This is a genomic window from Streptomyces sp. STAM6, assembly GCF_054963715.1.
Window position 1 is genome coordinate 82138 of sequence record NZ_JBUEFZ010000007.1, and the last position, 26863, is coordinate 109000.

The following is a 26863-nucleotide window of genomic DNA, read 5'->3' on the forward strand; positions in this document are numbered from 1 at the left end:
GATCTCGCTGATCAGCCGGATCAGCCCGGGATTGGCCAGCGCTGCAGTGGCGCGGGCAATCTGCCGGGGAGTGTGAGTGTCGGCGCGGTTCATCGGCGCGGGCCCCCCATCTGAATGGTGACGGGGCGGGCGGGTATCTGGTGCGAGAAGAGGTCGCCCGGCTGCCACTTGGTCACAGCCGGCTGCGTCGACAGGGCCGGAGCCGTCGCAACAGGCACCGAAGGCGCTGGCAGGCGCGACTGGTTGGTGATCCATGCGCCGTGCTGAGCCTGGGAAGGGGCTGGCAGGTGCCCCCACAAGCGTCCGGCTTCCCCGACGCGTACGCGCAGTGGGAGGGGCTGTCCAGGTCGCTGCAGAAAGCAATCGTCCAGACCCTGCCGAAGGACGGCAAGGACAAGGCCACCGACAGCAAGGACGCACCGGCCAAGTCCAGCGGCGGCTGCAAGCCCGGCGAGGACGGCTCCGGCTTCGGACCGATCCCCCCGGGCACGGTGCCGGGGGCCACGAGATCCCCAAGGACGCCCCCGAGAAGGTCCCCACCGCCATCCGCTGGTCCTTCGGACAGCTCGGCACCATGTACCAGTGGGGCGGCACCTGCACCGACGCCCACGGCCCTGACCCGATGGGCCGCTGCGACTGCAGCTCGCTGATGCAGCAGGCGTACGCCGCCGCCAAGGTCCAGCTGACCCGCACGACATACACCCAGGTCAACGAAGGCAAGTCCGTCCCGGCGAACGCCTTGAAGGCCGGGGACCTGGTCTTCACCCGCGGCACCGCCGCCGTCCCCGAGCACGTCGGCACGTACCTGGGCCAGGGCCTGGTCATCGAGGCACCCCGCACAGGCCGCCCCGTACGGATCGTCCCGATCAAGGACTGGGACGTGCTGGCCGCGCGCCGCGTCGTCTGACGCCCCCGCCACACCGGCCGCGTGCCGTGCCCCGGGCCGGCCCCTCTCCCGGCGCCCGAGCACCGCCTCCCAACCTGTTCGGCATCGTCGCTGTCGTCGGTGCCCTGGCCGTCTCTCTCGGCGTATGGGCCTGGGGCCACCACTCCGGCGGCCACCAGGCCGAGGCCAACGGCATGAAGGGTGCCGTCGTTACCGCCGGCGCCGCGCTCGGCCTGGGCGCCGCCAACGGAATCGTCGCGTTCTTCAGCGCCCTGGGAACGCAGGTCCACTGATGAAGAATCGATTCCCTTCCGTACGTCGGAGCTGATCCGAGCAGCGTGGCGGGTGGACGGTGTGGTCGGTGTGGTGAGCCGGCTGTCGGACGACCGTGGAATCGGTGACGCTCCACGGCCTGGGGCACCATTGCAGCCTGCCGCCGACTGATGGCGAAGGCCCCCGCTGCCTCTCAAGAGACGCAAGAACGGACGACAGTCGTACAAGTGCCGGCGCCGGTCCCACAGCGGGGGTCTGCAAGCGGCGGATTCGGGTTTCCGTGCAGCGCCGCCTCATCCCTCGCCTCCGGCGCCCGCAAGTCCCGCCGCCCTCCGGGGTGACGCACCCACCCGTCACTCCAGCGCCATTCCCCGACTGCGACAAGTCCGCGAGTGGAGCGGAACAGCCCGTCCGGTGTCAGTGGGCCTGGCGCGTCCAGCCGGGAGACGCCGGGGCTCGTGGTCCGCATGGCTGTGGCCCAGGCCGGGACCATGCCCTTCCGGACCCCATGCGTGACCGGCGGGGGCCACCATTTGCCCAGGATGGCGCGTACAGCACGCGGCATCCGGCCAGCAGGTTGACCGACATGTCAGGCGTCCCGTCCGAAGGCGCCGGCCGTGGGCCATCCGCCGCCCGCGTGGGCACCATCATGGTCGACGACCGCAATGAGCCGCAGCGCCGCCCCGCTCGCCAGGGGGACCCCGGTCCGAGCAAGCCGAGCACGAACAGCCCACCGGTCCGGGCTCCGGCGGACCGGGCGTGAGGCGTGGACTCCGTCGGACGGGCCGCGGCATCGTTGAAGAGCCGTTCGTCGGCGAGCCTCCGTCGTTCCGTCCCTGGGCGGCCGGAGTGTCCTTCCTTCAGCCGCAGCGGGAAGGCACCTCGCCGCGGCCCGGGCCTCACTTCTGCCGGCTCTTCGACGGGACAGCTCGTGGCTCGGGGCCGAACGGCCTTCACTGAGCGTCCGGAAGTCCCCGCGTTCGTGCGTGATGTGGGTACCGGTGGCACCTCGGCCCGGCCCTGTCGGCTCTGCCCGGGACGGGTCGGCGGCAGACAAGCTGGGAGCGATCAAGGAGGAGTCCCATGAGCGGTCTGATGACCAGCAGTGAAGTCGACGTCCAGGTGCGGAACCGAGGCCAGGTGCCGTCTGGCGCGGACGTCTATGCCCGGGAGAAGGTGCTGGCGGTGATCAGCCATGTGAGCGAACCGGTGCTGTCGGCCCAAGTGAAGCTCACGCAAGCCGTCCACGCTTCGGCGGTCCGTCAAGCCACGGCTCAAGCTGTGGTGGATGTCAACGGCCGGCCGGTACGGGCCCACGTGGCCGCGAGCACCATGTTCGAGGCGGTCGATCGCCTGCAGGAGCGCCTGACGGCGCGGCTCGCCCGGGCACGGCGGTACGGGCCCCGCGGACTGCGCGGCAGCAGCCCGGACGACCGGCCGTGGTGGGACGGCCCGGGTCACGAACACCGCCCCCACCGGCATCACTTGCCGGCCGAGGAGCGCCGCATCGTACGGCACAAGTCGTTCAGCCTGGCCCGGCAGACGCCCGAGGACGCCCTCATCGACCTGGAAGCCATGGACTACGACTTCTGGGTCTTCACCGACCTGGCCACCGGGTACGACAGCGTGGTCTACCGGGACCCCCGTACCGGCCGGCACCGGATGGCTTCCCTCGGGCCCGTGGGCTTGGGAGCGGAAATCGAGGGGCTGATGAGCGTCAGTACGATTCCCGTCCCCACCAGCGGTGTGGACGAGGCCGTGCAGCGATTGCACCTGACGGGACTGCCCTTCGTCTTCTTCCACGACACCGGCACTGGCCGGGGCAGCGTGCTCTACCACCGCTACGACGGCCACTACGGACTGATCGCCCCGGCCTTGTAGTCCCCCTCAGGGGTACAGCGGCCGCTTCGCACTCTCTTGGAACTCCCGGCCGCTCGGCCCACCCCGCCGTGCGCCGGCCCGTTCGAAGCCGTCCAAGGACGGCGCGCGAATCCACCGGTCCGGCCCTCGGCTCCCGCGCCTCCACCGCTCCTCAAGCAGAGGTCCCCACTGAGTATTCGGAGAAAACCATGTCACGACGTACCGTCGTCGCTGCTGTGGACGGCTCGGCCGAGTCGCTCGCCGCAGCGGAGTGGGCTGCCCGGGAAGCACGCCTGCGCGGCCTGCCCCTGGACATCCTCCACGCCTGGCAGGACTGGTCGCCGGCTTTCACCCACACCCCGTCCCTGGGCACGGACACCACCCCCGGCGGAACGACCATCACCCAGCACTGGGCAGAGCGCGTCCCTCGTCAGGTGGCCGATCGGCTGCGGAGGGACCATCCCGGCCTGGACATCGGCGTCGAGCAGGTCTTCGGGCGCCCCTCCCAGGTGTTGCTCACCGCGGCCGAGAAGGCAGAGGTCTTGGTCCTGGGCCCGCGAGGGCTGGGTGCCCTCGGTGGCTTCCTGGCCGGATCGGTGTCCATGCCCGTCATCGCGCATGCCGAGCGCCCGGTCGTCGTCGTGCGGGCCGGCGAGCGGGCCGAGGACGAGCAGCGCTCCAGGCCCGGTGACGGCGTGGCCGACAAGGCGCGGTACTCGGATGTGGTGCTCGGCCTCGATCTCTCCCGCCCGTGTGACGAATTGATCGCGTACGGCTTCGAAGCGGCCGCTGCGCGATCGGCCACCTTGCGGGTCGTCCACGGCTGGACCGCTCCCGTCGCCGTCGGATACGACCCCGCAGCCGTCGATCCCGGCCACTTCGTCGCAAGGGGACACCGCGAAGCGAGTGCGCTCACGGACGTGCTGCGGCCGTGGCGCAGCAAGTTTCCGGAGGTCGACGTCACCGAGCAGTGCGTGGTCGGCCGGGCCGCGGACCACCTCGTGGACGCTTCCCAGGAGGCTTCGCTGCTGGTGGTTGGGCGGCGTGTACGCCGCGCGGTGATCGGCACGCACATCGGCCCGGTCACCCACGCGGTGCTCCACCACGCCGCGGCCCCCGTGGCGGTAGTCCCCCACCTCTGACCGTACGGTCGGTCCGGTCGCGGTGAGCCGCCTGATCGCCGGGGCCAGGCGCGACCGCTTCCCTGGGAAGCGGTCGCGCCTGGCCCCGGCCTTTCCGTGCAACCGGCCCGGAGCATGATGCGGACCGCTCGGCGCAAACGGCCCCCGCCTTCACGCGCGGCCCACCTGACAACGCCCACGTCGCCTATGGCGGACGTGGGCGTTGAAGGTGTTGCGGTGCTGCCGGGTCGATCGTGAGACTACGGCGGACGAGCCCAGCCACCGGCTCCCTTCGGCTGGTTCACCGGGCTGCGCCGTGGCTACAGCGACCGCGTCGAGGCGGATGCGGTCTGCGGGTACCGTCAGCCCCGCGTGCGGCGGCCGGACTCACGACGTCGTACCGGAGTGGGATGTGTGGCCGTACATTTTCGTGGCGGCGACCAGAGCGAGCATCCCGACCGCCATCATGACCAGCCCTACCAGTGGCCGGTCGGCTCCGTCCCACTGCCAGTCGACGGCGAACACCGGAATCGCACCGAGCCCGATCGACGTGATGGCTCCGATGGGAAGCAATCCGGGCACGTGGCCCACCTCCTTGAGCGGCTCATGGGCGCCCTGCCTCGCCGGGTTCCCACTGTCGCTGGGCAACGGCACATGTCCCAGGGGCCTGTTGGTCCCTGTCCACCCCGCCATGGGGCCCGAGAACTTTCCAGGCACAGCGATGGGCCGGCGGAACCGCGTGGTTCCGCCGGCCACAAGGTCCGACCGGGCTCAGCCCATGGCCGCGCCAACTGCCAGGGACCCGGCGACGGCCAGCAACAGGGCGCCCATCAGTGGGGCCATGAAGCGCAGGTACAGGTCGTAGCGGACCTTGGCCAGGGCCAGGCCGCCCATGACAACGGCCGACGTGGGCGTCACGAGGTTCACCCATCCGGAAGCCGACTGGTACGCGGTCACCACCAGCGCCCGGCTCACCCCGGCGAAGTCGGCCAGGGGAGCGAGGATGGGCATGGCGAGTGCCGCGTGGCCGGACGAGGAAGGGACGAAGAAGGCCAGCGGAAGGTTGACCAGGAACATCAGGGCGGCGAACGTTCCCGAGGACGTGCCGGACACCGCGCTCTGCAGAGTGTCGAGGATGGGGTCGGTGACACTGGCGTTGTTCATGATCACCGTGACACCCCGGGCCAGCATGACGATCACCGCCGCTCCGATGAAGTCCCCCGCGCCGGCGGTGAGGGCGTTCGCCGTCCCCTTCTCCCCCAGGCCGCCGACCAGCCCGACGACGACCGCCGAGACGATGAACAGGCGGGCGGGTTCGGGGAAGTACCACCCGAGAGTGGGCAGGAAGGTGACATGGAGATCGGACCAGGGGACCACGGCGAAGATCATGAAGAGGAAGGTGAACGCGAAGAGACACAGGACGATGCGCTGACGGTGCGTGAGCTCCACCGCTTCGCTGCCCTCGTTCCTGATGCGGCGGTCGTCCTCGGTGAGTGGCGTCAGCGATCGCGCGGGGTCCTCCGCGATCCGGCGGGCGTAGCGCACGACGTGGACCGCAGCCAGAGCGGTCAGCAAGGCCCACATCGCCAACCGCAGGACGATTCCCTCTCCCGTGCAGATGCCCGCGCTGTCGGACGCCACTCCGGTGGCGAAGGGGTTGACTGTCGAGGCGAGGGTTCCGACTCCGGCGCCCACCATGACGACCGTCGCCGCGACCATACGGTCGTACCCCAGGCCCAGCATCAGTGGAATCATGAGCCCGTAGAACCCGAGGGTCTCCTCGGCCATGCCATAGGTGTTGGGTCCCATGGATCCGGCTGGGAACTGCTGCGCTCTCAGGGCCGCGGGCGTGGTCCGTCCGATGGGCGCGGCGTCGGGGGTGCCGTAGCGGAGCGAGACGTGGGGGACGTCCGTGAGCAGCAGGAGCGCGTCGGCGTCGAGTGCCTCGGCCAGAAGGGCGGCGGTGAGGTCCTTGTCCACCACGGCTTCGACGCCGGTCAGCCGCCCTTGTGCGTCACGGATCACCGGTACGCCACCGCCCCCGGCGCACACGGCCACCGCCCCCGAATCCAGCAGCAGCCGGATCAACCGGGTTTCCAGCACTCGTTGCGGACGGGGAGAGGGAACGACGCGTCGCCAATGGGTGCCGTCCCGCTTGACGGTCCAGCCGCGTTCGGCGGCCAGTCGCTGGGCTTCGGCCTGGCCGTAGACGGGGCCCACGAACGTGGCCGGGTCGGCGAAGGCGGGGTCGGCCGCGGAGACGAGGGTCTGGTTCAGCAGGGCGCAGACCTGTCGCCCGGGCAGGGCGTTCTGCAGCGACTGGAGCAGCCAGTAGCCGATCATGCCCGGTGGACCGTTTCCCGGCGTCGTGCCCGCTTGTTCATCGGGGTGACGCTCACGCCGTCGTACACCCAGCACGAGGTGTCTCGATGACCGGTTCGCCCGGGACGCCGATCCACGGGATGGGCGCGCCGTCCATCGTCGCCGCCACGCTCGACTCCCCATTTGCCGGAACCGGCCACGGCGCACCCCTGTCATCAGGGTCACCCGGGTGGAACCTGAACCGCACGGCCTGCCCCTGCCGTCGAGGCCGGGGCTGCCCCGGAAAGCTGCGACCGCCCGCGCAAGGCGTACGAAGGGGCCGTTCCGGTCCGTTAAGGACAGGAACGGCCCCTTGATGTCACGACCGGTCAGAGTGGGGTCGCCGTCTTCAGGATGAAGAACAGGGTGACGGCCGAGTTCGCCGACGACAGCGCGGAGGCGGTCGCGCCCGCGGCGGCACCCCACGCCGCGAGTCCCACCGTGGTGGAAACCGGCGGCCACACGCGGGCGGATGGAGCCGGCTCGAGCAGGGCAGCCACCCGGCGGGGCACGGGGCCGGCTGCGGCGAACCCGGCCAGCGTCGCGATGGGCGCCCCGCGCGATACCAGGGCCGCCTTGCCGATCGCCCTGGCCACGGCGCGCCGGTTGCCGACCGCGGCCGCCGCCGCCTCGTCCGCCCACCGCTCCGCCGTGAAGGTCACCGCCGTACGCAGCGGCCGCAGGAACGGATTGGCCCGCGCCGCCAGCTGCACAGCCAACAGGAAACGGTGATGGCGGCCGACCAAGTGGGCCCGCTCGTGCGCGAACAGGGCGCGACGCTCGGCCGCGTCCAGGCCGGCCAGCATCCCGGTGGTGACGACGACCCTGTCACGTCGCCGGCCGGTGCCAGGCAGGGCGTACGCGTAGGGCGTCCCGTCGGGCAGCACCGCAACCGACCTGTCGGGGAGCGCCGAGAGAGCACGCCCGACCCGGCGACGTACACGGTGCTGCCGCCAGGCCGCTCTGCCGCAGGACGCGAGGACCACGATCAGCGCGGGGATGGCCACCCGGCCCGCGACCTCGTCGTACGGGACCGCCTCACGCACCTCCGGGTCCGACCAGCCGTCGGGCAGCGGGTTGCCGGGCAGCTGGGCGGTACCGACCACCATGAGCAGCGCCAGGCAGAGCGTGCTGCACACTGCCAGAACGCCTGCCACCCCCGTCAGCAGCCAGGTGGCGGCACGCGGGTGCAGGTGCTGCTCGGCGAGGCGTGCGATCGGCCACGCGCTCAAGGGGAGGACCAGCGGCAGGAAGACGAAGACCCCCATGCGGTCAGTCTTCCCCTTCGTCGGCCGCCTGGGCCAGTAGCTCCCGCAGGAGCTGCTCGTCGCCCGGTGGAAGGGCGGTGACGAAGCTCGCCAGCACGGCCTCCCGGTCCTCCTCGGCGTCCAGCACCTTCCGCATGCGCAGGGCGGCGAGCCCGGCCTCGTCGGCGGTCGGCGTCCACTCGAAGGAGCGGCCCGCCCGCTCACGGGCAACAGCGCCCTTCGCGTGCAGACGGGTCAGAATCGTGATCACCGTGGTATAGGCAAGGCAACCGCCGAGGCGCTCCTGGACCCAGGCTGTGTTGACGGGGCCCGGAGCCTCCCGCAGCACGGCCAGCACCTGTCCCTCCAGCTCACCCTGGCCCCGGCGACGGGGTTGCCGGGTGGCACCGTCCTGGTTCTGGTCCGTCACGCCGTCTCCCTCCCGTCTGTCCGAAGTTCACGCATTCGCTTCCAGACGGGTCATGGTACTGAGTGGTGGCTCCCGGGTCGGTGCTTGTTCCGCTGCTGTTGGCCTGCCGGACCCGCACTCGCGCTGTGAACCCATGACATCGCGACCACCGCCCCTCTGCGAATCCGCCCCGGAATCCATCGACGCGCCCCTTCCCCGCCTGCGCATCAACGTTCAGGCACTCAACGGTACGGGCACGAGCGGGACAGCCGCCAAGGCCGCGGCACACCTGCGCACCGCCGGCTACACCGTCTCCGGCAAGGGAAACGCCCCAAGCAGGCGGATGCGACCACAGTGGCGTATCTCCCTGGCCTCGAGCAGCCGGCGTGCGCCGTGGCGGCCCGTTGGCCGACCGCAACCCACCCCTCCACCCAATCTTCTACAGTGCTGTAGATTACAAAGCCGGACATACGGGAAGGGGATGTGACATGGGTGTGAGCCTCGCCAAGGGCGGCAACGTCTCACTCAGCAAGGAGGCCCCCGGCCTCACCGCCGTGCTGGTGGGCCTCGGCTGGGACGTCCGCACCACGACGGGTAGCGACTACGACCTCGACGCGAGCGCCTTGCTGCTCGGCGAGAACGGCAAGGTCGCCTCCGATCGGCATTTCGTCTTCTACAACAACCTGACCAGTCCCGACGGTTCGGTGGAACACACCGGTGACAACCTCACCGGCGAGGGCGAGGGTGACGACGAGGCCATCAAGGTCGACCTGGCCGCCGTACCGGCCGACACCGCCCGGATCGTCTTCCCGGTCTCCATCCACGATGCCGAGGCGCGTGGCCAGAGCTTCGGTCAGGTACGCAATGCCTTCATCCGCGTCGTCAACCAGGCCGACGGCGCCGAACTGGCCCGCTACGACCTGTCCGAGGACGCCGCCACCGAGACCGCGATGATCTTCGGGGAGCTGTACCGGCACGGCGCGGAATGGAAATTCCGCGCCGTGGGACAGGGGTACGCGCGCGGACTCGCGGTATCGCCGCCGACTTCGGAGTCAACGTCTGACCTGCCCTGCACGGGGCTCTTCCCAAGAGGGCGGAAATGGTGTTCGGACTCAGCGAGCTCGCGATACTCCGATCGTCATCCCCGGCGTGTCGTCGCTGGTGGCATGGTCGCCGCTGCGGCCCTCAGTGCTCTGGGACTCTTCACCGGCTCCTTATGGCTGGTGGGAGTCGCCGCCTGGACCTTGATCATCGCGTGTCTGATGGAGTTGGTCCATCGGCCGTGACCAGTGCGGCTTAAGGGCTGCTCAGGACGAGCCACGGCAGCAAGCCGATCGGAGCCCCTTACGCCGCAGGCCGGTCTCGGGCCGGTCTCCCAGGGCAGCCGAGCACCCGGCACGTCAAGGCTGGCGTCGTCCCACCGCGCCGGTAGTGTGAGCGGCTGATGTCATGATCCATGTTGACGTTCTCGAGGTCTGAGCAGTGCAGGAAGCCCGTCATGCGGTGGGGCGAATCGCCCGCGCGCGGCACCGTCTACTGACGGTGCACCCGGCGCGGAGCGTCGTCCTGGCGTTCGCTGTCGCGGTTCTGGCGGGCACCGGGCTGCTGTCGCTGCCCGTGGCGTCCGAAGAGGGTAAGGCCACGGATCTGGTCACCGCCCTGTTCACCGCCACCTCGGCCGTCTGCGTGACCGGGCTGGCGGTCGTGGACACCGGCACGTACTGGAGCGGCTTCGGTGAAGGCGTCATCCTTGCTCTGATCCAGGTCGGCGGCTTCGGCATCATGGCCATGGCCTCGCTGCTGGCACTGCTGGTCTCCGGCAAGCTGCGCCTGCGGCTCCAGCTCACGGCGGCGGCCGAGACGAAGAGCCTGGGCATCGGCGACGTACGCCGGGTGCTGCTCGGTGTCGCGGGCAGCACCCTGGGCGTGGAGCTGGCGGTGGGCGCGCTTCTCGCGCTGCGCTTTCGCTTCGGGTACGGCGAAGGAATCGGCAAGGCCGCGTATCTCGGGTTCTTCCATGCCGTGTCGGCGTTCAACAACGCGGGCTTCGGCCTGCATGCCGACAGTCTGGTCCGCTACGCCCAGGACCCGTGGGTGACACTGCCCATCTCCGTCGCCGTCATCCTGGGCGGTATCGGCTTCCCTGTGCTGCTGGAGCTGCTCCGTCACCGCCGTCGGCGGCGCACCACGGGTCGGCGCACCTGGTCGCTGCACACCAGGCTGACCCTCATCACCAGCGCCTTCCTGCTCGTCATGGGCACTTTGCTGACATGCCTTCTGGAATGGGGAAACCCGGGAACCCTCGCTCCCTTCGGGTGGGGCCAGAAGGTCCTGAACGGCTTCTTCCACTCCGCGATGTCCCGCACCGCCGGGTTCAACGCCCTGGACATCGGCGCCATGAACCCCTCGACGCTGCTGATGACGTCCATCCTGATGTTCATCGGCGGCGGAAGCGCGGGCACGGCCGGCGGCATCAAGGTCACCACCTTCGCGGTCCTCGCGGCCGCCATCCTCGCCGAGGTGCGCGGTGAGCCGAACTCCGCGGTCCTGGGCCGCAAGCTCGCTCCGCACGTCCTGCGCCAGGCCCTGACGGTGGCGCTGCTCGCCGTGGGGCTGGTCGTGGCCGCCACGCTCGCCGTCCTCAGCGTCAGCAGGTACGCGTTCGAAGCCGTGCTCTTCGAGGTCGTCTCCGCCTTCGCGACCGTCGGCCTGTCCACGGGGATCACCGCCGGCCTGCCGACGTCCGCGCAACTGATACTCGTCCTGCTGATGTTCGTGGGCCGACTCGGACCGATCACACTGGTGTCGGCGCTGGCCCTTCGCGAGCGTACCCGCCGCTACCAGCTGCCTGAGGAGCGACCTGTCATTGGGTAACTACCTGCGTTCTCTCCGCCTCCGCCGACGCAAGCGGCTCACCGCCCAGTACGCCCGGCGGGCGGCCGGCGACCAGCGGGTCGCCGTTATCGGCCTCGGGCGGTTCGGCAGCTCACTGGCCGGTGAACTGATGCGGCGCGGCTGGGACGTGCTGGGCATCGACACCGACCCGGGGCTCGTCCAGCGGTACAGCGACGCCCTGACGCACGCCGTCGTCGCCGACTCCACCGACCCTGAGGCGTTGCGGCAGCTCGGGGTGGGTGAGTTCCCCAGTGCGGTCGTCGCCATCGGCACACACATCGAGGCCAGCATCCTCGCGACGTCGAACCTGCTCGAAGCGGGCGTCCCGAACATCTGGGCCAAGGCCATCAGCCGCCAGCACGGCACCATCCTCGAACGCCTGGGTGCCCACCACGTGGTGCTGCCGGAACACGAGATGGGCGAGCGTGTCGCCCATCTGGTGACCGGCCGGATGTTGGACTTCATCGAGTTCGACGACGATTACGCGCTCGTGAAGACCGTGGCCCCCACCCTCGCCACTGGCATCCCGCTCGGCGAGAGCCAGGTGCGCAGCACGTACGGGGTGACGGTCGTCGGCATCAAACGCCCGGGCCAGGGCTTCACGTACGCCACCGCCGAAACGGTGATCGAGACCGGGGATGTCATCGTCGTCACCGGCAAGACCCAAGACGTAGAGGCGTTCTCCGAGCTGAGCTGACATACGGCCGCATTGACGCATCGCCGCCTTTGACCGTGCGCCCGGGGGTCAGCACGGACACGCCCGGCCTGGGCCGTACAGCCGGTGGTGATCGGCGCCACACGCGGGGCCTTGGTCGATGGCAAACCCGCAGAACGTCACCGAGGGGCGGGGGCGGCTGCTGAGCTTAAGCTCGTATCCGCACGCGGCCGCCGCACTGCTTGAGTCTCCTTTGTGGGTTGCCCCCAAGGCTCGCCCTGCCATGGGGACTGAGGCCCCAGTCACTTTGAGCACGCATGATCACTGGTCCGCACAACATCGCCCTGCGCCGACAATGGATACGGCGTCTCAGAGTCAGCCCCTCACCGCATGGTACAGACGAGCGAAAACGATGATCTACAGAATCTGACGACCCGTCAGGAAAGTAGCATAGAGTCAGCATGGGGTCTACTAAAGCCGGCTACAGGCGACCACACCGTGGGCTGCCGATCGCCCTTGACGGATACCTCGAGCTGGCCGGGGCGCCTGATTCCGTTTCATGGGGCCCGAAGCGAGCGATTCACCCGACAACGCGCCCGGCCGCTCTACAGCTCCGCAGGTCAGCGCACCCTGCCTCGCGGTTTCAGCGCCACGGGCGGGAGTTCAGGAGCAGGCAGGCGACCCCCTGCATAGCCCTCCACTTCCCCGAAGCGGGAGCCTTTCACCCAGTCCTCGCGGGCCTGTGCGATCTCCTCGTGGGACCGCCCGATGAAGTTCCACCACATGACGATCTCCTCCTCGAACGGCTCTCCGCCCAGGAGCATGAGTCCCGCGTCGGATGCGGCGCGCAGGGGGAGTTCGGTGCGGCCGCAGCCGAGGTAGAGCATCGAGCCGGGGAGGACGGGGACGCCGTCCACGTGGGACTCGCCCGACATGGCGAGGACCGCGTACTCGAAGTCCGGGTCGAGAGGCAGACGCGTTTGCGTGCCGCGTGCCAGGGCGAGGTCCGCGCCGACGATCGGGCTGTAGGTGGCGCCGGGGGACGTCGCACCGTCGAGGGTGCCGAGGACCACCGTGGCGGTCAGGCCGGGTGCGGTGACGCGGGGCAGGTCGGCGTGGTGCTGGAAGTGCGGTTCGACCCCGCGGTGGGCGTCGGGGAGGGCGACCCAGAGCTGGGCGCCGTGCAGGAAGCGGGCGTGGGGCCGGGGGCTCTCCTCGGAGTGCGAGATGGCCCGGCCCGAGGTCATGAGCCCCAGTTCACGGGGGCGCACCGTCTGGAGGCTGCCGGTGCTGTCGCGGTGGAGGACCTCGCCCTCGTGCAGCCAGCTGACGGTCTGCAGCCCCATGTGCGGGTGGGGCGGCACCTGCATGCCGGGTTCGTCGGCGATGTCGTCGGGACCGTAGTGGTCGACGAACGCCCAGGCGCCGACCATGCGGCGGCCCAGGTTGGGGAGCAGACGGCGCACCTCGGTGGATTCACCGAGCTGGACGTGGCGCGGGCTGAGGAGTTCCCGCACCGGGTCGGCGACGACGAATCCACGGCCGCCGCAGACGGAGAGCGTGGCCTCGCGATCAAGATTGCTCATGCAGATCAACCTAGCCGTGCCGGGGCCGGCGGTGCGGGCACTTCACCCACCCGCGTTGTCGGTGCCCGCTGTTACGTTCTCGGCATGACGACGATCGTGCCGTTCACGGGCGGCGAGAAGGAGAGCCTGCGGGCCAGTCTCGACCGGCACCGGGACGTGGTGCTGTGGAAGCTGGAGGGGCTCGACGACGAGCAGGCGTGCCGGGTGATGGTGCCGTCCGGCACCAGCATGCTGGGGCTGGTCAAGCACTTGGCGTCGGTGGAGTACGGCTGGTTCTGCCGGACCTTCGGGCGGGAGGTGGAGCCCCTGTGGTTCGACCCGTTCACGGAGGAGGACATGGAGCCGGGGCCGGAAGAGACCGTCGCGGACATAGTGGCGTTCTACGGCCGGGCGCGGGCGGCGGCCGACCGGGCGATCGAGGAGCTGGAGCTGGACGGGCTCGGTGCGTCCTGGGCGGGCCGGCGGGTGTCGTTGCGCTGGGTGCTCATCCACATGATCGAGGAGACCGCGCGGCACGCGGGCCACCTGGACATCCTGCGGGAGCTGATCGACGGCGCGACGGGCGACCACCGGCGGTAGCGGGGTGGCGGGCCGGCAGCGGCGCGGCCCGGTGACGGCCGGCAGGGGCAGCCGGCCGGGTGGGTCGGCGCCGAAGGCCGTCCGGGCCGGCGAGCGGTTTAAGCTGCGCCGGCCCGTCGGCCGTCCTTCCACGGGCGGTGCCCGTCGCGGTCGGTGTGCCGCGCTGCCGGGCGTCCCGCGTGCGCGGGTGTCACCGCCCGGGGATGACGACGGCCAATGCCACGACGTAGAGCACGGCGAACGTCACCGGCACGCCGAGCTCGACCCGCGTGAGCGGTACGTACTGCTTCCACGACTTGCCCTCGCCGAGTTCGGACCACTCGGCGTCGCAGTAGGGCAGTGCGGGCAGTCGGCGTTCCAGTTCGCCGACCACTCGGTACTTCGCGCTGTTGAGCTGTTTGTACGAGCGGATCAGCAGGAACCACACGGCGCACTGGCACAGCGCCACAAGGGCGACGAGTACGAGCCCCCAGACCGGTATGGAGTCCAGCACCCGGTTTCCGACCGCGCCCGTCGCCGTGAGCAGACCGGCGTTGATGGTCAGGAAGAAGGTGTTGGTGAGGCTGCGGCGGGCGCTGATCCGGTCCGCCATCTCGACGTACAGCTTGTACTGTTCCAGCACTGCCGCCTGGTACCGCTCGCCGCCCGCGGTCGCGTAGTCCAGCGGGGAGACACCGCCGTTCCACAGCCGGACGGCCAGGCTGGGCGGGGTTGCCGGACCGCCGGTCGGGCCGGTCGGGCCGGTCATGAGGCGGGCTCGCCGTCCGCGACGGCGACCACCGCGTCGTAGGGGCCGCTTCCGCCGCCTTCCGGGTGGTCGGCCTTGGCGTGCTCGGTCTCCGGGTGCCCGGCGTCGTCGATCTCCTGGAGGGTGAACTCCCGGACGGCGGGGTTGTTGGCCTTGGGACGGGAGTCCCTCACCTGCACCGTCACACGGTGGCCGACCGACACGGTCCCGGCCTGGACGCCCTCCCAGAGGCGCGGGGACATGCTCGAGTAGTGCAGCAGTCCCTTCCTGCCCGGGTACTGGTCGAGTTCGACCAGGACGAAGCCGCGCATCACTTCGACGCGGCAGACCGTGCCGGGGCCGTGGTCGCCCGTCCGGGGGTAGGTCTCCGGGGAGACGAGGGGTCCGGGCAGCACGGCCGCCGACTGCTGCGCCAGTGCCAGGGAGATCCGCTGGCGGTCCGGATCGACACCGATGACGACCACCTCGACCTCGGCTCCCAGCGTGAGGTCGGCCCGTGGGACGAAGCCGTTGACGTCCTGCGCGACGGCCACGAAGACGCCCGCCGAGGTGCGGTTGACGACGCGACTGGTGAAGACACGGCCCTGCGGATAGCCGGTGCGGAGTTCGGGCCAGGGGTTGCGCTGGCCGACGCGTTGCGAGAACCGGCAGCGGCCGTCCGACTCGATGATGATCGTGCCTTCGAGTTCACGCCCCTGTTTGAAGCGTGTCGCCATGTCGGTGGGAACTTCGCGCCGGTAGTCGACGTCCTCCTTGCGCATCTCGGCGATCCGCCGGGTGCGCAGGTCACGGACGATGACGCAGTCCGTGTCGACGGCGAGGATCTCGGCGCGGCTCGGTTCGGCGTGACCGTCGAGGGGTTTGAAGGTCATTTCGGCCGAGGTGGGTTCGCTGAGCGCCTGGCGGACCTTCTCCTTGAGCTCACGGCTCATCCGGGAGATCCCCGTGCCGTGGAAGGAGTAGATGATCGGGCGCAGCAGTCCTCTGACGTCGGTGGGTACGTCGTCGAGGTTCTCCGCCAGGACGACGACCCGCTTGTGGAGGCACATGGCCCAGCCGAACTCCAGGGCCACGTCGGCGCTGCGGGTGGAGAAGTCGACGACGACGATGCCCGCCCGCTGGATCCCGCGCCAGGCCGCTTCGAGCACACCCTGATTGGTGCCGAAGATGCGGTCGGCCCGCTGGGGGGTGAGGCCGAGGTCAGCCATCGCGGGGGCGTAGACGTCGTCGTAAAGCTCTCCGAAGTTCTGCTCCGTCCCGTCGCTCACCGCCTTGATCTCGTACGGCATGGCGAAGAAGACGACGTTGTCGTCCGGGTAGTCCGTGCGCTCCAGATTGATCTTCTCCATGAAGCCCCCTTCGACCGGAGATGCGACTGTGGATCACAACGTAATGGGAGTTCACTTCGGTGAGGGAGGGTTTACGGAAGGAGAAAGGAGCCACAGAATCGTTTTCTCAGCGAGGTTGGTGAATTTAATCGAATACCATTTCCCCAATGGATTCCGCGTCCAATGAAATGACTGTCTCAGGAGGGTTTTCTTCGCCCTCGGACAGGACATGACCGGATGGCCACCATGTGCGCGCGGCGGGCTACGAACGGGAGCGCCGCCGGAGCCATACTGGCGTTCATGCGAGTGGCGGTACTGACAGCGGGATCGCGCGGCGACGTGGCGCCCTACACCGGTCTCGGCCACGGTCTGGCCCGGGCCGGACACGAGGTCACCCTGGTGACCCACGCCCCGTTCGCCCCGCTCGCGGACGACGCCGGACTGGGCTTCCATCCGCTGCCCGTCGACCCGCGCGAGGTGATGCGGTCACCCCGGGGGCGCGCCCTGCACCGCAGCAGAACGGGCGCGGGAAAGCTGACGCGACTGGTCGCCATCGCCCGCACGGTGGTCGAGGAGATGACCGACGATCTGCTGCGCGCCGCGCGGGACAGCGAGGTCGTACTGGTGTCGAGCTCGCTCGGTCCGCTCGGGCGGGCCATGGCCGACGGGCTGGAGCTGCCGAGCATGGGCGTCTACCTCCAGCCCCTCGCGCCGACGGCCGTGTTCGCACCACCGGTGACCGGCACGCGCTCCTGGGGAGCGGCCGGGAACCGGCTCGCCGGACGCGCGGTGAACGCCGCGGTGGACCGGATCTTCGCGGACTCCGCCCGCACGGTGCGCGCCCGGCTCGGACTGCCCGGGAAAGGCCCGCGCGCGGAGCGCCGCGCCAAGGCCGGGCACGACTGGCCCGTCTTCCACGGCTTCAGCCCTCTGGTGGTGCCCCGGCCCGCCGACTGGCCCGCCGGTCTCGACATCAGCGGGTACTGGTGGCCCCGGGATCCTCCGGACGCCGAACTCCCGGCCGAGGTGGAGGAGTTCCTGGCGGCCGGACCGCCGCCGGTCTTCGTCGGTCTCGGCAGCGCGACCGTGCCCCACCCCGAGCGGCTCAGCGCCCTGATCGTGCGCGCGCTGCGCGCCGCCGGCCTGCGCGGGGTCGTCCAGCGCGGCTGGGGCGAGCTGGCCGCCGACGGTCCCGACATGCTCACCATCGGCGAGGTCCCCCACGCGCTGCTGTTCCCCCGTATGGCGGCGGCAGTCCATCACGCGGGCGCCGGGACGACCGCCGCCGCGCTGCGGGCCGGGATCCCCGCCGTGCCCGTGCCCATCCAGTTCGACGGACCGTTCTGGGCGGCCCGGCTGGTCGGGCTGGGAGTGGCGCCCCGGTCGCTTCCGCTGCGCCGGCTCACCGAGGCGCATCTCGGCGACGCGCTCGTCCGGGCGACCAAGGACCCCGCGTACCGGGAGCGCGCCCGGACGCTGGGCGAACGCGTCCGCGCGGAGGACGGGGTGGCGCCCGTCCTCGCCGCGGTCGACCGGCTCGCCGCATGCTAGGGAGTGTCGTCCGCCCGGAGGGCGGGGCCGGCGGCGTCCGGTGCGTGCGACCGCAAGGCGGAGGAAGGAGCCACTGCGGTGGGGGCACCTCCCGTGCCCGCAGGGCCACGGAGGACATCGGCGACTGACGACGACACAGCGAGCGCGCCTGCGGGACGACGCCGGCCGGACGGGACTGCGACGACACGACCCAGGCGGGACCGCCGGGGCGGGACTCGCACCCGGGCCCCGGCCGGGCATCACCCGTTCGGGCCCGCCCGCGCGCAGGGCGTCCACCGGGGGCATTGCATGGGGGCATGCGCAGCGTCAACTCTTCCTTCCCGGCGATACGTTCGGGTCGTCCGCCCCGGCGCCGCCTCCCGCACCGTCCCGTCGCCCTGCTTCCGCTCCTCGTGACCGGTCTGGTGTGGGCGCTGTCCGGCTGCGCGAGCCGCGGGATGTCGCCGAATGAGACGGCCAGTGCGGCCGTCTGGTCGTTCTGCGACGACCTCGGCGATCTCCGTGCGTACACCGGGAAGCTCGCCGACCTCGGTGGGCGGACCGCCGTGGTCGACGACTTCAGGGATCTGCGGGAGGACGTCGCGGACGGTCTCGACGTCGTGACCGGCAACGCGCAGAAGGTCCGCAATGCCAGGGTCGGCCCGATCTCGGACGCCTACGACGGCCTGCGCAAGGCCATCGACGAGCTCCCCCGGGGCATCAGCGGCACTCAGGCCGCGCCGAGGATCCGGCCGCAGGTGGCCGCGCTCGACGAGGCCATCGCCGCGGCCCAGGCGACCGTGAAGTGCTGAGCGCCCCGTCCGGGCCGCCCACACCCGCCGGACCGGCCGGGCCGGGCGGTCCGCCGACGCCTCCCGGTCCCCCCGGGGCCCCGGGGCCCGGGGGCCCGCCTTCGCCCGAGGGCCCCCGCGCGTTGCGCGCCATGCTGCTCAGCCGCGGGTACGTACGGCTGCTGCTGTTCTCGGCGGTCGCCGGCGTGCCGATCGCGCTCGCCTCCTTCTTCTTCGTGAGTCTTCAGCACACGTTCCAGGACGGTGTGTGGGAGACCCTGCCCGAGGCCCTCGGCTACCACCGGCCTCCCTGGTGGTGGCCGCTGCCGGCGCTCCTGCTGGCCGGACTGCTGCTGGCCCCCGTCGTGGCGCGCGCCCCGGGCGCCGGAGGACACATCCCGGCCCATGGCCTGGGAGGCGCGGCGCTGGGTCCGGAGGCGCTGCCGGGCGTGGCCTTCGCGGCCCTCGCCACGCTGCCCCTCGGTGTGGTCCTCGGCCCGGAGGCGCCCCTCATGGCGGTGGGCAGCGGTCTCGCGCTGCTCGCCGTGCGGGCGGCGCGACGGGAGGCCGACCCGAAGGCCACGGCGGTGCTCGGCGCCACCGGTTCGACCGTGGCGATCTCCACCATTCTGGGCGGACCGCTCGCGGCGGCGGTCATGATGATCGAGGCGGCCGGACTGGCCGGGACCCAACTGGTGCTCCTGCTGCTGCCCTGTCTGCTCGCCAGCGGGGTGGGGGCGCTGGTGTTCACCGGATTCGGGCACTGGACCGGTCTGAGCATCGGCGGGCTGGGGCTGCGGGAGGTGCCGCCGAGCGCCGACCCCGACGCCGGCGACTTCCTGTGGGGCGTGCCGCTGGCCGTGCTCATCGCGGTGGTCGTGGCGGCCGGGCGCCGTCTCGGCCTGCTCACCGCGTCCTGGACGGCGCGGCGCACGGCCCTGCGCACGGTCCTGTGCGCCGGGGCCGTGGGGGTGTGCGTCGCGGCGTACGCGCTGATCACGGGCCGTTCACCGGCGGAAGCGGCGCTGTCCGGACAGGCGACGCTCGCGGAGCTCGCGGCGCGGCCCCACGCCTGGTCGGTCGTCGCCCTCGTCGTACTCGTGCTGTGCAAGGGGCTCGCCTGGAGCATCTGCCTGGGCGCGCTGCGCGGCGGGCCGATCTTCCCGTCCGTGCTGATCGGTGCCGCTGCCGGGATCGCCTGCTCGGGGCTGCCGGGGCTCGGTACGGCGCCGGGTCTCGCCCTCGGTATCGCGGCGGCCGCGGCGGCGGTCACGCAGCTGCCGGTGACCAGCGCGGTGCTCGCCGTCCTGCTGCTCGGCAAGGACGCGTCCGACGAGATGCCGCTGGTCGTCGTCTGCTCGGTCGTCGGGTTCATCACCTCGCAGGTCGTCGCCCGGAAGGCCCCGGACTGACTCGTTCGGACCGGGCCGGCTGGCGCCGGGCCGGGCGGGCCGGATCATCGGACGCAGCACATGCCGGCGCTCGGGACCGACGAGCCGGCGACGCGGGACGGCGGGCCGACGGGACGGACAGGGGTGACCGGGGTTTGGGCCAGGAGAAGGAACACGAGCGGTCCGCTTCCCGGGCCTGGAGCGTCGCGGGCCTCGCCCTGGTGACCATGGTGGTGGTCTTCTTCGTCCTCCCCCTGGACCGTCTCGGGCCGGGCAGGCCGGTGCTCAGCTGGACGGTGTTCACGCTCGCCCTCGCGCTGATCGCCGCCCTCCTGCTCCTGCAGATCCGCGAGGTACTCCTGGACAAGCGCCACACCCGCCCGGGCCTGGCCATCCCGCTGCTGATGTGCCTGTCCGTGCTCGTCTTCGCGGGCGCGTACTTCGGGCTCGCGAAGGAGCCCGGCGAGTTCACCGGGCTCGAGACGCGGGTGGACGCGCTGTACTTCACGGTGGTCACGCTGGCGACCGTCGGCTACGGCGACATCACCCCGAAGGGCCAGACCGCGCGGGTGGTGACCCTGCTGCAGATCCTCTACAGCTTCGTCTTCCTCACGGCGGCGGCGACCGCGCTCACCCGCCATCTGCGCAGCAGGGTCGGTACATGGAGACACCCGCCCTGACCGGGGGGGCGGGTGTCACCACCGGCCCCGCCGGGTCAGCGGTCCGCGTCCCGGTACGCCTCCAGCAGCCGCAGCCACACCTCGCTGATCGTCGGGAACGAGGGAACCGCGTGCCACAGGCGGTCGATCGGAACCTCGCCCGCCACCGCGACCGTCGCGGCGTGGAGGAGTTCACCGACGCCCGGTCCGACGAAGGTGACGCCCAGCAGGACGCCGCGGTCCTCGTCGACGACCATGCGGGCCCGGCCGCGGTAACCGTCGGCGTAGAGGCCCGCTCCGGTGACCGCGGCCAGGTCGTGGTCGACCGCCCGCACCCGGCGGCCCGTCGCCTCCGCCTCGGCGAGGCTGAGGCCCACCGCGGCGGCCTCGGGGTCGGTGAAGACGACCTGCGGCACGGCGGAGTGGTCGGCGGTCGCGGTGTGCGCGCCCCAGGGGCGGGTGTCCGGCGCCCCGTCCCCGGCGGCGCGGGCGGCGATGGCGGCGCCCGCGATACGTGCCTGGTACTTGCCCTGGTGGGTGAGCAGCGCCCGGTGGTTGACGTCGCCGACCGCGTAGAGCCAGTCGCTGCCGTCGACCAGGCAGCTGTCGTCGACGGACAGCCAGGAGCCGGGTTCGAGGCCGACCGTTTCGAGGCCGATGTCGTCGGTGCGGGGCCGGCGGCCGGTGGCGAAGAGCACCTCGTCGGCCTTGACGCGGCCGCCGTCGTCCAGGACGAGGGTGACCGGTCCGCCGGCGCGGGGCCGCTCCACGGCCGTGACGGAGACATGGGTACGGACGTCGGCGCCGGCCTCGGCGAGGGAGTCCGCCACGTGCTCGCCGACGAAGGGCTCCATGCGGGGCAGCAGTCCCCCGCCGCGGACGAGGACGGTGACACGGGAGCCGAGGGCCTGCCAGGCGGTGGCCATCTCGGCGGCGACCACTCCCCCGCCGACCACCGCGAGCCGGTCCGGCACGCGCTTGGCGCTGGTGGCGTCACGGCTGGTCCAGGGGGCGGCGTCGGCCAGGCCCGGCAGATCGGGGAAGGAGGTGCGGCTGCCGGTGCAGACGGCGACGGCGTGCCTGGCGGTGAGGAGCCGCCGCTCGCCGCCGGGGCCGTCGACGGCGACCCGCCGGGGGCCGTCCAGCCGTCCGTGGCCGCGGTGGAGGCGGGCGCCGATCGAGTCCAGCCAGTCGGCCTGGCCGTCGTCCTTCCAGTGCGAGACGTAGGCGTCGCGGTGGGCGAGCACGGCCTTGGCCTCCAGGGGGCCCTGCACGGCCTGGCGCAGCCCGGGCACCTTGCGTGCGTCGGCGCGGGCGATCGCCGGCCGGAGCAGGGCCTTGCTGGGCACGCAGGCCCAGTACGAACAGTCGCCGCCGACCAGTTCGCTCTCGACCACCGCGACGGTGAGGCCGGCCGCAACGGCCCGGTCCGCCACGTTCTCGCCGACCGGGCCCGCGCCCAGTACCACGACGTCGTACTCCAGCGTCTCCAGGGTCTCTGTCATGGGGCCAGTCTGGTGGTACGTGTGAGCCGGGGCCACATGGGCAGGCGGAATAGCGCGACCCCGGGCACCGTTGTGCGGGGCGACCCTCAGGGACCCGGGAAGAGGAGCACCATGAGCACTCTTGAGCTCACCAAGGAAAACTTCGATCAGGTCGTTACCGACAACGACTTCATTCTGATCGACTTCTGGGCTTCCTGGTGCGGGCCGTGCCGTCAGTTCGCCCCGGTGTTCGAGCAGGCGTCCGAGCGCCACAGCGATCTGGTCTTCGCCAAGGTCGACACGGAGGCCCAGCAGGAGCTGGCCGCGGCGTTCGAGATCCGGTCGATCCCCACACTGATGATCGTCCGCGACAACATCGCCGTCTTCGCCCAGCCCGGGGCGCTGCCCGAGACGGCCCTGGAGGACGTCATCGGACAGGCCCGCAAGCTGGACATGGACGAGGTACGGAAGTCCATCGCGGAGGCCGCCGCGGCGCAGGGTGACGGCGGGCCGCCCCAGGGCTGAGGAGGCCCCTGCGACAGCGCCGCCATGTGCCACTTCTTGGCGTGCGGCACGGGGCGTTAGGGGTTGAGGGCGCCCGGTGGCCCTGCCACCCCCGGGCACCTCGCGGTCAGCGTTCCAGCACCAGCGCCAGGCCCTGTCCGACACCGATGCAGAGCGCCGCGAGGCCCGTGCCGGAGCCGGCGGCGGCGAGCTGGTGGGCGACGGATCCGGCGAGCCGGGCGCCCGACGCGCCGAGCGGGTGGCCGATCGCGATGGCTCCGCCGCGCGGGTTGACCACGGCGGGGTCCAGGTCCGGCCATTCGGCCAGACAGCCCAGCGACTGGGCCGCGAACGCCTCGTTGAGTTCGAAGGTGGTGAGGTCGGCGAAGGTCCGCCCGGCCTTCGCAAGGGCCCGCTGGACCGCCTCGACCGGGCCGAGCCCGAACAGCTGGGGCTCGATGCCGGTGACGGCGGAGGTGCGGATCCGGGCGAGCGGCTCACGGCCGCACGCCCGCAGGCCCTCCTCGTCGACCAGCAGCAGTGCCGCCGCGCCGTCGTTGAGCGGTGAGGCGTTGCCGGCCGTCACCGTCCCGTCGGGGCGGAAGGACGGCTTCAGCCTGGCGAGGGCTTCCGTCGAGGTGTTGTCGCGGATGCACTCGTCGCGGGTGAGGTCCACGCCGTCGCAGGGCACGACCTCACCGTCGTACAGCCCCTTCGCCCAGGCCTCGGCGGCCTTCTGATGGCTTGCCAGGGCGAAGGCGTCCTGCTGTTCGCGGGTGATCGCGTGCTTGTCGGCGATCAGTTCGGCGCCCTCGCCGAGCGAGACGGTCCACTCGGCGGGCATCCGGGGGTTCGTCATCCGCCAGCCCAGCGTGGTCGAGTACATCTGCTGGTGGGCGGCGGGGAAGGCGCGTTCGGGCTTCTGCAGCACCCACGGCGCGCGGGACATCGACTCGACACCGCCCGCGAGGACGACGGAGGCGTCGCCGAGCGCGATGGCCCGGGCGGCCTGGATGACGGCTTCGAGGCCGGAGCCGCACAGGCGGTTGACGGTCACGCCCGGCACGGAGACGGGCAGGCCGGCCAGCAGGACGGCCATGCGGGCCACGTCGCGGTTGTCCTCGCCGGCGCCGTTGGCGTCGCCGAAGTACACGTCGTCGACGCGGGCCGGGTCGAGGTCGGGTGTGCGGCCGACGAGTGCCTTGACGACGTGGGCGGCGAGGTCGTCCGGTCGTACGGAGGCAAGGGCGCCCCCGAACTTGCCGATCGGCGTGCGGACGGCGTCGACGATGTAGACGTCGCGGATGCTCATCGTGTTCTCTCTCCCACTGACCTCGGCGCTCGACCGTTCGCCAGGTGAACGAAGATTCATCCCTGGCCCGGGCCGAGTCTCCGCCCGGCGGCGCTGCCTGTCAACGGGCCGTGACGCGGGCGGTCAGCCGCCCTTCCCGCCACCCTTCCCGCCGCCCTGCTCGCCGCCCCTCTCCTCGGCGATCCTCGCGGACAGGCCGTAGTCCAGTTCCGCGCCGTCCACCAGCAGGGCCTCGACGGTGCGGGTCTCCGGGTCGATGTCGGCCTCCATGCCGTCGCCGACGTACCGCGGGTAGCCCGACGCGCCGGTCCGGCCCGTCGCACGGACCACGCCCGAGCGGATGGCGCTCTCGGCGAGGCGCGCGGCGTCGCCCCCCTCGACGTGCTCGGGTACCACGAGGATCTCGAAGCGCTCCGGGACTGTGCTCATGCCGGCGAGGCTAGAGAGGTTCCGCGCCACCCGCACCTCGGGGCCGCGCCGGCACGAGGGGCCTCAGGTGGACTCGCGGTGGACGGCCCGGGCGGCCATCAGCTCGTGCCGGCCGGGGGCGGCGTCGGGGTCGCGGACGGCACGGTCGACGAGCTCCGCGAGGTGCTGTCCGGCCTCCATGTCGATCCGCACCGTGCTGAGCCGGGGGCGCAGCAGCCTGCAGAGCAGGAGGTCGTCGGCGCCGATGACGGCCGCGTCCGCCGGGACGGCGATCCCCGCGTCCTGGAGGGCACGCATCAGGAGCATGGCGTATTCGTCGTTGTAGGCGAAGACGGCGTCCAGGCCGAGGTCCGGCCAGCGGGCGGCGAGGCCGGCGGCCGACTCCTCGGTGTAGGCGAGCGGCAGCGGGCGTAGCTCGGCGCCTGCGCCGGCGGCGGCACGGCGGGCGCCCTCCAGGCGGGGCCCGGAGAACACCTCAAGGCCGGGTTCCTCCGGCACCACCACACCGATGCGGCGGTAGCCGCGGTCCAGCAGGTGCGCGGTCGCGCGGTCGCCCACTTCCCGCTGGTCCATGGCCAGCGTGTGCGCGCCCTCGACCGGTTCCGGTCCGACGGTGATCACGGCCCGGGCGCCGGAGCGCTTGAGCACGTCCACACCGTGCGGGGTGAGCGCCACTTCTCCGAGGGAGACCACGGCGACCGGACGCAGCTCGGCCCAGGCGCGGGCGGCCTCGTCGCCGGTGAGGCCCGTGCTGCCGTACTGCACGACCGTGTAGCCGAGGCGCCGCAGGGTGCGCTGCAGCTCACTGAGGAAGCGGCTGTAGAGGGGGCCCACGGGTACGTGGTGGGCGGTGGGCAGCAGCACGATCCGGGTGCGGCCGGCACGCAGACTGCGGGCGGCCGCGTGCGGGACGTAGCCGAGTTCCTCGGCGGCCTGCCGCACCCGCCGACGGGTCGGTTCGCTGATCCGGACGGCGGAGGTGTTGTTCAGCACGTACGAGACGGTGGCCCGGGAGACGCCGGCCAGGCGCGCGACGTCCGCGCTGGTCGGGACCGGGCGCTCGGCGGGCTCTCTGGATGTCTGGCTCATCGCTCTCGGCATCTTTCCAGAACGGCTCCGGCGCGCGTCCGGCGGATGGCCGGAAGGCGGTGGTACACCATTTCCCCACCCCATTGACACGTGTCATTCTCCCGGTGACGTCACCGCTTCCACCGAAAGGCTCCGACGTGCTGCTGCACACCACCACCTGGGGCGAGGGCGACCGTCTCGCCCTGCTCATCCACGGCATGACGGCCGACCACCGCACCTGGCGCAGGGTCGGACCGGCACTGGCCGCCAGGGGCTATCGCGTCATGGCGGTCGACCTGCGCGGCCACGGCGCGAGCGGCCGCGGCGGGACGTACACCCCGCAGGACTTCGCCGACGACGTCGTCGCCACACTGCCGCCCCGGGCGGAGCTGGCCGTCGGCCACTCACTCGGCGGTCTGACGCTGTCCCTCGCGGTGGAGCGGCTGGCGCCGCGGCGCGCGGTCTACTCGGACCCGGCGTGGCACCTGCCGGCCGGCGCCGCCGGCTACCGGGGGGAGCTGTTCGCGCGGTCGAAGTCCGTGACCCGGGAGCAGATCGCGGCGGCGAACCCCCGCTGGGAGGCCGAGGACATCGACATCGAGCTGGAGACGGTGCGGGTCTGGGACGAGGCGTCGGCGTACGGGCTGGAGCCGTTCGCCGGGACGGACCTCCTGCCGCCGAAGGCGGTCGTCCCCTCACTGGTGACGCTCGCCGATCCGAGCTCCCTCGTGTCGCCGGAGCGGGCGGCGCTTCTGCGGGAGCGCGGTTTCGAGGTCCGCACGGTCACGGGCGCGGGCCACACGATCCACCGTGACGACTTCGACGCGTTCATGGCCGCGCTCGACGACTGGATCTGACGCACCGTCACCTCCTCGGCGGCCCGGCCCGCCGGCTTCGGCTACGCCGAGAACGTGTCACGGAAGGCGCCCAGCGTGGTCTGCCCGGGCGTCCGGTCCAGGACCGCGAAGACCACCTCGTCGAAGTGCCCGGCGAACCGCCCGTCGCCGGTCAGGTGGGCGTGGAACGCCCCCGCGACGGCCGCCGGGTCGTTGCGGAACACTCCGCACCCCCAGGCACCCAGCACGAGGCGGCGGTAGCCGCAGGCCGCCGCCGTCTCCAGGACACGTCCGGCCCGCGAGGCGAGCGCGGCCGGGATCCGGTGGGCCTCCCCGGGTGTGCGGCTGCGGATGACGCCCGCGTTCGGCGCGGGCGACGTCAGGAAGCCCACGCGGAAAAAGTCCTCGAGCAGCAGGCCCCGGTCGTCCCGGAAGACGGGGACTCCCGGGGAGTGGATCACCCGGTCGGAGTAGAAGGCGCTTCGCTCGGCGCGGTGGTGGTCGTAGTACGCGGGTGCGCGCAGGAGCGTGGCGTACAGCGCGGAGGCCCGGCAGAGGGCCTCCTCCTGGGCCTGGGCGCCGTTGATGTACCCGCCGCCGGGGTTCCGCGCGGAGGCGAAGTTGAGGACGGCGACCTCGCCGGGCGCGGCCCCGGTGAGGCGCCGGGCCGCCGCCGTGCTGGACTCGCCGGTGACCTCGAAACGGGTGACGCGGTCGGTGCCGGGGGTGACCGGAACCGGATCGGGGCCGTGGAGGCGGGTACCCGCCAGGGACTCGGCCACGGCGGGCCCGATGATCACTTCCCGCCCGCCGGGGGCGACGTACCGCCCTGCTGCGACGATCTCTTCGGTCTTCCTGGCGATCTCTCGCAGACGTGCACTCATACCCGGCATCGTCGATAATCATTCGAG

26 protein-coding genes and 2 pseudogenes are annotated in these 26863 nt (G+C 71.7%); 15 read left to right on the forward strand and 13 right to left on the reverse strand.

What is annotated here, in order from left to right; all coding sequences use genetic code 11:
• Positions 1-437: 437 nt before the first annotated feature.
• The 4 genes and pseudogenes from ACY34K_RS11840 to ACY34K_RS11855 form a co-directional block, all read left to right on the forward strand.
• A pseudogene (locus tag ACY34K_RS11840) lies at positions 438-907 on the forward strand (C40 family peptidase); the annotation flags it as partial.
• Positions 908-933: 26 nt separating this feature from the next.
• Entirely contained in the window at positions 934-1179 is a 246-nt protein-coding gene (locus ACY34K_RS11845; RefSeq protein ID WP_462746146.1) for a DUF6112 family protein, read from the forward strand.
• 1063 nt (positions 1180-2242) lie between these two features.
• Positions 2243-3040, forward strand: coding sequence for a sigma 54 modulation/S30EA ribosomal C-terminal domain-containing protein (locus tag ACY34K_RS11850; protein WP_462746147.1), 798 nt, complete (start codon positions 2243-2245; stop codon positions 3038-3040).
• Between the two features lie 188 nt (positions 3041-3228).
• Positions 3229-4161 (forward strand): universal stress protein, encoded by a 933-nt coding sequence (locus ACY34K_RS11855; protein ID WP_462746148.1) that lies wholly within the window; start codon positions 3229-3231, stop codon positions 4159-4161.
• Between the two features lie 366 nt (positions 4162-4527).
• Here ACY34K_RS11855 and ACY34K_RS11860 read toward each other — a convergent pair whose 3' ends face one another.
• The 5 genes from ACY34K_RS11860 to ACY34K_RS11880 form a co-directional block, all read right to left on the reverse strand.
• Positions 4528-4722 (reverse strand): hypothetical protein, encoded by a 195-nt coding sequence (locus tag ACY34K_RS11860; protein ID WP_462746149.1) that lies wholly within the window; start codon positions 4720-4722, stop codon positions 4528-4530.
• Between the two features lie 189 nt (positions 4723-4911).
• Complete coding sequence (locus ACY34K_RS11865; RefSeq protein ID WP_462746150.1) at positions 4912-6483, reverse strand: amino acid kinase family protein; 1572 nt, start codon at positions 6481-6483, stop codon at positions 4912-4914.
• On the reverse strand, positions 6480-6662 hold the full coding sequence (locus ACY34K_RS11870; RefSeq protein WP_462746151.1) for an arginine deiminase family protein: 183 nt from the start codon (positions 6660-6662) through the stop codon (positions 6480-6482). The genes ACY34K_RS11865 and ACY34K_RS11870 overlap by 4 nt, the downstream gene beginning before the upstream one ends.
• 168 nt (positions 6663-6830) lie before the next feature.
• Positions 6831-7769, reverse strand: a complete 939-nt coding sequence (locus tag ACY34K_RS11875; protein WP_462746152.1) for a M56 family metallopeptidase — start codon at positions 7767-7769, stop codon at positions 6831-6833.
• A 4-nt stretch (positions 7770-7773) separates the two neighbouring features.
• Positions 7774-8178, reverse strand: coding sequence for a BlaI/MecI/CopY family transcriptional regulator (locus ACY34K_RS11880; protein ID WP_462746153.1), 405 nt, complete (start codon positions 8176-8178; stop codon positions 7774-7776).
• 133 nt (positions 8179-8311) lie between these two features.
• Between ACY34K_RS11880 and ACY34K_RS11885 the strand changes: the two genes are divergently transcribed.
• The 4 genes and pseudogenes from ACY34K_RS11885 to ACY34K_RS11900 all read left to right on the forward strand — a co-directional run bounded on the left by ACY34K_RS11885 (position 8312) and on the right by ACY34K_RS11900 (position 11749).
• Positions 8312-8644, forward strand: coding sequence for a LytR C-terminal domain-containing protein (locus ACY34K_RS11885; RefSeq protein WP_462746154.1), 333 nt, complete (start codon positions 8312-8314; stop codon positions 8642-8644).
• Position 8645: 1 nt separating this feature from the next.
• Positions 8646-9220, forward strand: a pseudogene (locus ACY34K_RS11890) (TerD family protein).
• Between the two features lie 440 nt (positions 9221-9660).
• Positions 9661-11031 carry a TrkH family potassium uptake protein gene (locus tag ACY34K_RS11895; RefSeq protein WP_462746155.1) on the forward strand — a complete coding sequence of 457 codons (1371 nt, stop codon included), beginning with the start codon at positions 9661-9663 and terminating at the stop codon, positions 11029-11031.
• Positions 11024-11749, forward strand: coding sequence for a potassium channel family protein (locus ACY34K_RS11900; RefSeq protein WP_462746156.1), 726 nt, complete (start codon positions 11024-11026; stop codon positions 11747-11749). Before ACY34K_RS11895 ends, ACY34K_RS11900 begins: the two co-directional genes overlap by 8 nt.
• Before the next feature lie 578 nt (positions 11750-12327).
• Here ACY34K_RS11900 and ACY34K_RS11905 read toward each other — a convergent pair.
• Positions 12328-13293 (reverse strand): pirin family protein, encoded by a 966-nt coding sequence (locus ACY34K_RS11905; RefSeq protein ID WP_462746157.1) that lies wholly within the window; start codon positions 13291-13293, stop codon positions 12328-12330.
• A gap of 84 nt (positions 13294-13377) precedes the next feature.
• Between ACY34K_RS11905 and ACY34K_RS11910 the strand changes: the two genes are divergently transcribed.
• Complete coding sequence (locus tag ACY34K_RS11910; protein ID WP_462746158.1) at positions 13378-13872, forward strand: DinB family protein; 495 nt, start codon at positions 13378-13380, stop codon at positions 13870-13872.
• 190 nt (positions 13873-14062) lie between these two features.
• Here the strand turns inward: ACY34K_RS11910 and ACY34K_RS11915 are convergent, their stop codons facing one another.
• Both ACY34K_RS11915 and ACY34K_RS11920 read right to left on the reverse strand, forming a co-directional pair.
• Positions 14063-14620: a RipA family octameric membrane protein gene (locus tag ACY34K_RS11915; protein ID WP_462746159.1), complete on the reverse strand. Its 558-nt coding sequence runs from the start codon at positions 14618-14620 to the stop codon at positions 14063-14065.
• Positions 14617-15969 (reverse strand): S1 RNA-binding domain-containing protein, encoded by a 1353-nt coding sequence (locus tag ACY34K_RS11920; protein ID WP_462746160.1) that lies wholly within the window; start codon positions 15967-15969, stop codon positions 14617-14619. Before ACY34K_RS11920 ends, ACY34K_RS11915 begins: the two co-directional genes overlap by 4 nt.
• Positions 15970-16248: 279 nt before the next feature.
• On the opposite strand from ACY34K_RS11920, the gene ACY34K_RS11925 reads away from it, so the two are divergent.
• The 4 genes from ACY34K_RS11925 (at position 16249) to ACY34K_RS11940 (ending at position 20340) form a co-directional block, all read left to right on the forward strand.
• Positions 16249-17499 carry a glycosyltransferase gene (locus tag ACY34K_RS11925; protein WP_462746161.1) on the forward strand — a complete coding sequence of 417 codons (1251 nt, stop codon included), beginning with the start codon at positions 16249-16251 and terminating at the stop codon, positions 17497-17499.
• A gap of 296 nt (positions 17500-17795) precedes the next feature.
• The gene (locus ACY34K_RS11930) at positions 17796-18290 is read left to right on the forward strand and encodes a hypothetical protein (protein ID WP_462746162.1); all 495 of its coding nucleotides are present in this window, start codon (positions 17796-17798) and stop codon (positions 18288-18290) included.
• Between the two features lie 131 nt (positions 18291-18421).
• Positions 18422-19681, forward strand: a complete 1260-nt coding sequence (locus ACY34K_RS11935; RefSeq protein ID WP_462746163.1) for a chloride channel protein — start codon at positions 18422-18424, stop codon at positions 19679-19681.
• A 206-nt stretch (positions 19682-19887) separates the two neighbouring features.
• Positions 19888-20340, forward strand: coding sequence for a potassium channel family protein (locus tag ACY34K_RS11940; protein ID WP_462746305.1), 453 nt, complete (start codon positions 19888-19890; stop codon positions 20338-20340).
• 35 nt (positions 20341-20375) lie between these two features.
• Here ACY34K_RS11940 and ACY34K_RS11945 read toward each other — a convergent pair whose 3' ends face one another.
• The gene (locus ACY34K_RS11945) at positions 20376-21824 is read right to left on the reverse strand and encodes a dihydrolipoyl dehydrogenase family protein (RefSeq protein WP_462746164.1); all 1449 of its coding nucleotides are present in this window, start codon (positions 21822-21824) and stop codon (positions 20376-20378) included.
• Positions 21825-21935: 111 nt separating this feature from the next.
• Here ACY34K_RS11945 and trxA point away from each other — a divergent pair, with 111 nt between their 5' ends.
• On the forward strand, positions 21936-22328 hold the full coding sequence (gene trxA, locus ACY34K_RS11950; protein WP_462746165.1) for a thioredoxin: 393 nt from the start codon (positions 21936-21938) through the stop codon (positions 22326-22328).
• A 106-nt stretch (positions 22329-22434) separates the two neighbouring features.
• On the opposite strand, the gene ACY34K_RS11955 is transcribed toward trxA, so the two are convergent.
• The 3 genes from ACY34K_RS11955 to ACY34K_RS11965 form a co-directional block, all read right to left on the reverse strand.
• Entirely contained in the window at positions 22435-23619 is a 1185-nt protein-coding gene (locus ACY34K_RS11955; RefSeq protein WP_462746166.1) for a thiolase family protein, read from the reverse strand.
• A gap of 123 nt (positions 23620-23742) precedes the next feature.
• A complete protein-coding gene (locus ACY34K_RS11960) occupies positions 23743-24048 on the reverse strand; it encodes a hypothetical protein (RefSeq protein WP_462746167.1) in 306 nt (101 codons plus the stop codon).
• 63 nt (positions 24049-24111) lie between these two features.
• A complete protein-coding gene (locus tag ACY34K_RS11965) occupies positions 24112-25137 on the reverse strand; it encodes a LacI family DNA-binding transcriptional regulator (RefSeq protein ID WP_462746168.1) in 1026 nt (341 codons plus the stop codon).
• Between the two features lie 137 nt (positions 25138-25274).
• Between ACY34K_RS11965 and ACY34K_RS11970 the strand changes: the two genes are divergently transcribed.
• On the forward strand, positions 25275-25973 hold the full coding sequence (locus ACY34K_RS11970) for an alpha/beta fold hydrolase (protein WP_462746169.1): 699 nt from the start codon (positions 25275-25277) through the stop codon (positions 25971-25973).
• A gap of 41 nt (positions 25974-26014) precedes the next feature.
• On the opposite strand, the gene ACY34K_RS11975 is transcribed toward ACY34K_RS11970, so the two are convergent.
• Complete coding sequence (locus ACY34K_RS11975; RefSeq protein ID WP_462746170.1) at positions 26015-26836, reverse strand: TIGR02452 family protein; 822 nt, start codon at positions 26834-26836, stop codon at positions 26015-26017.
• Positions 26837-26863 lie beyond the last annotated feature (27 nt).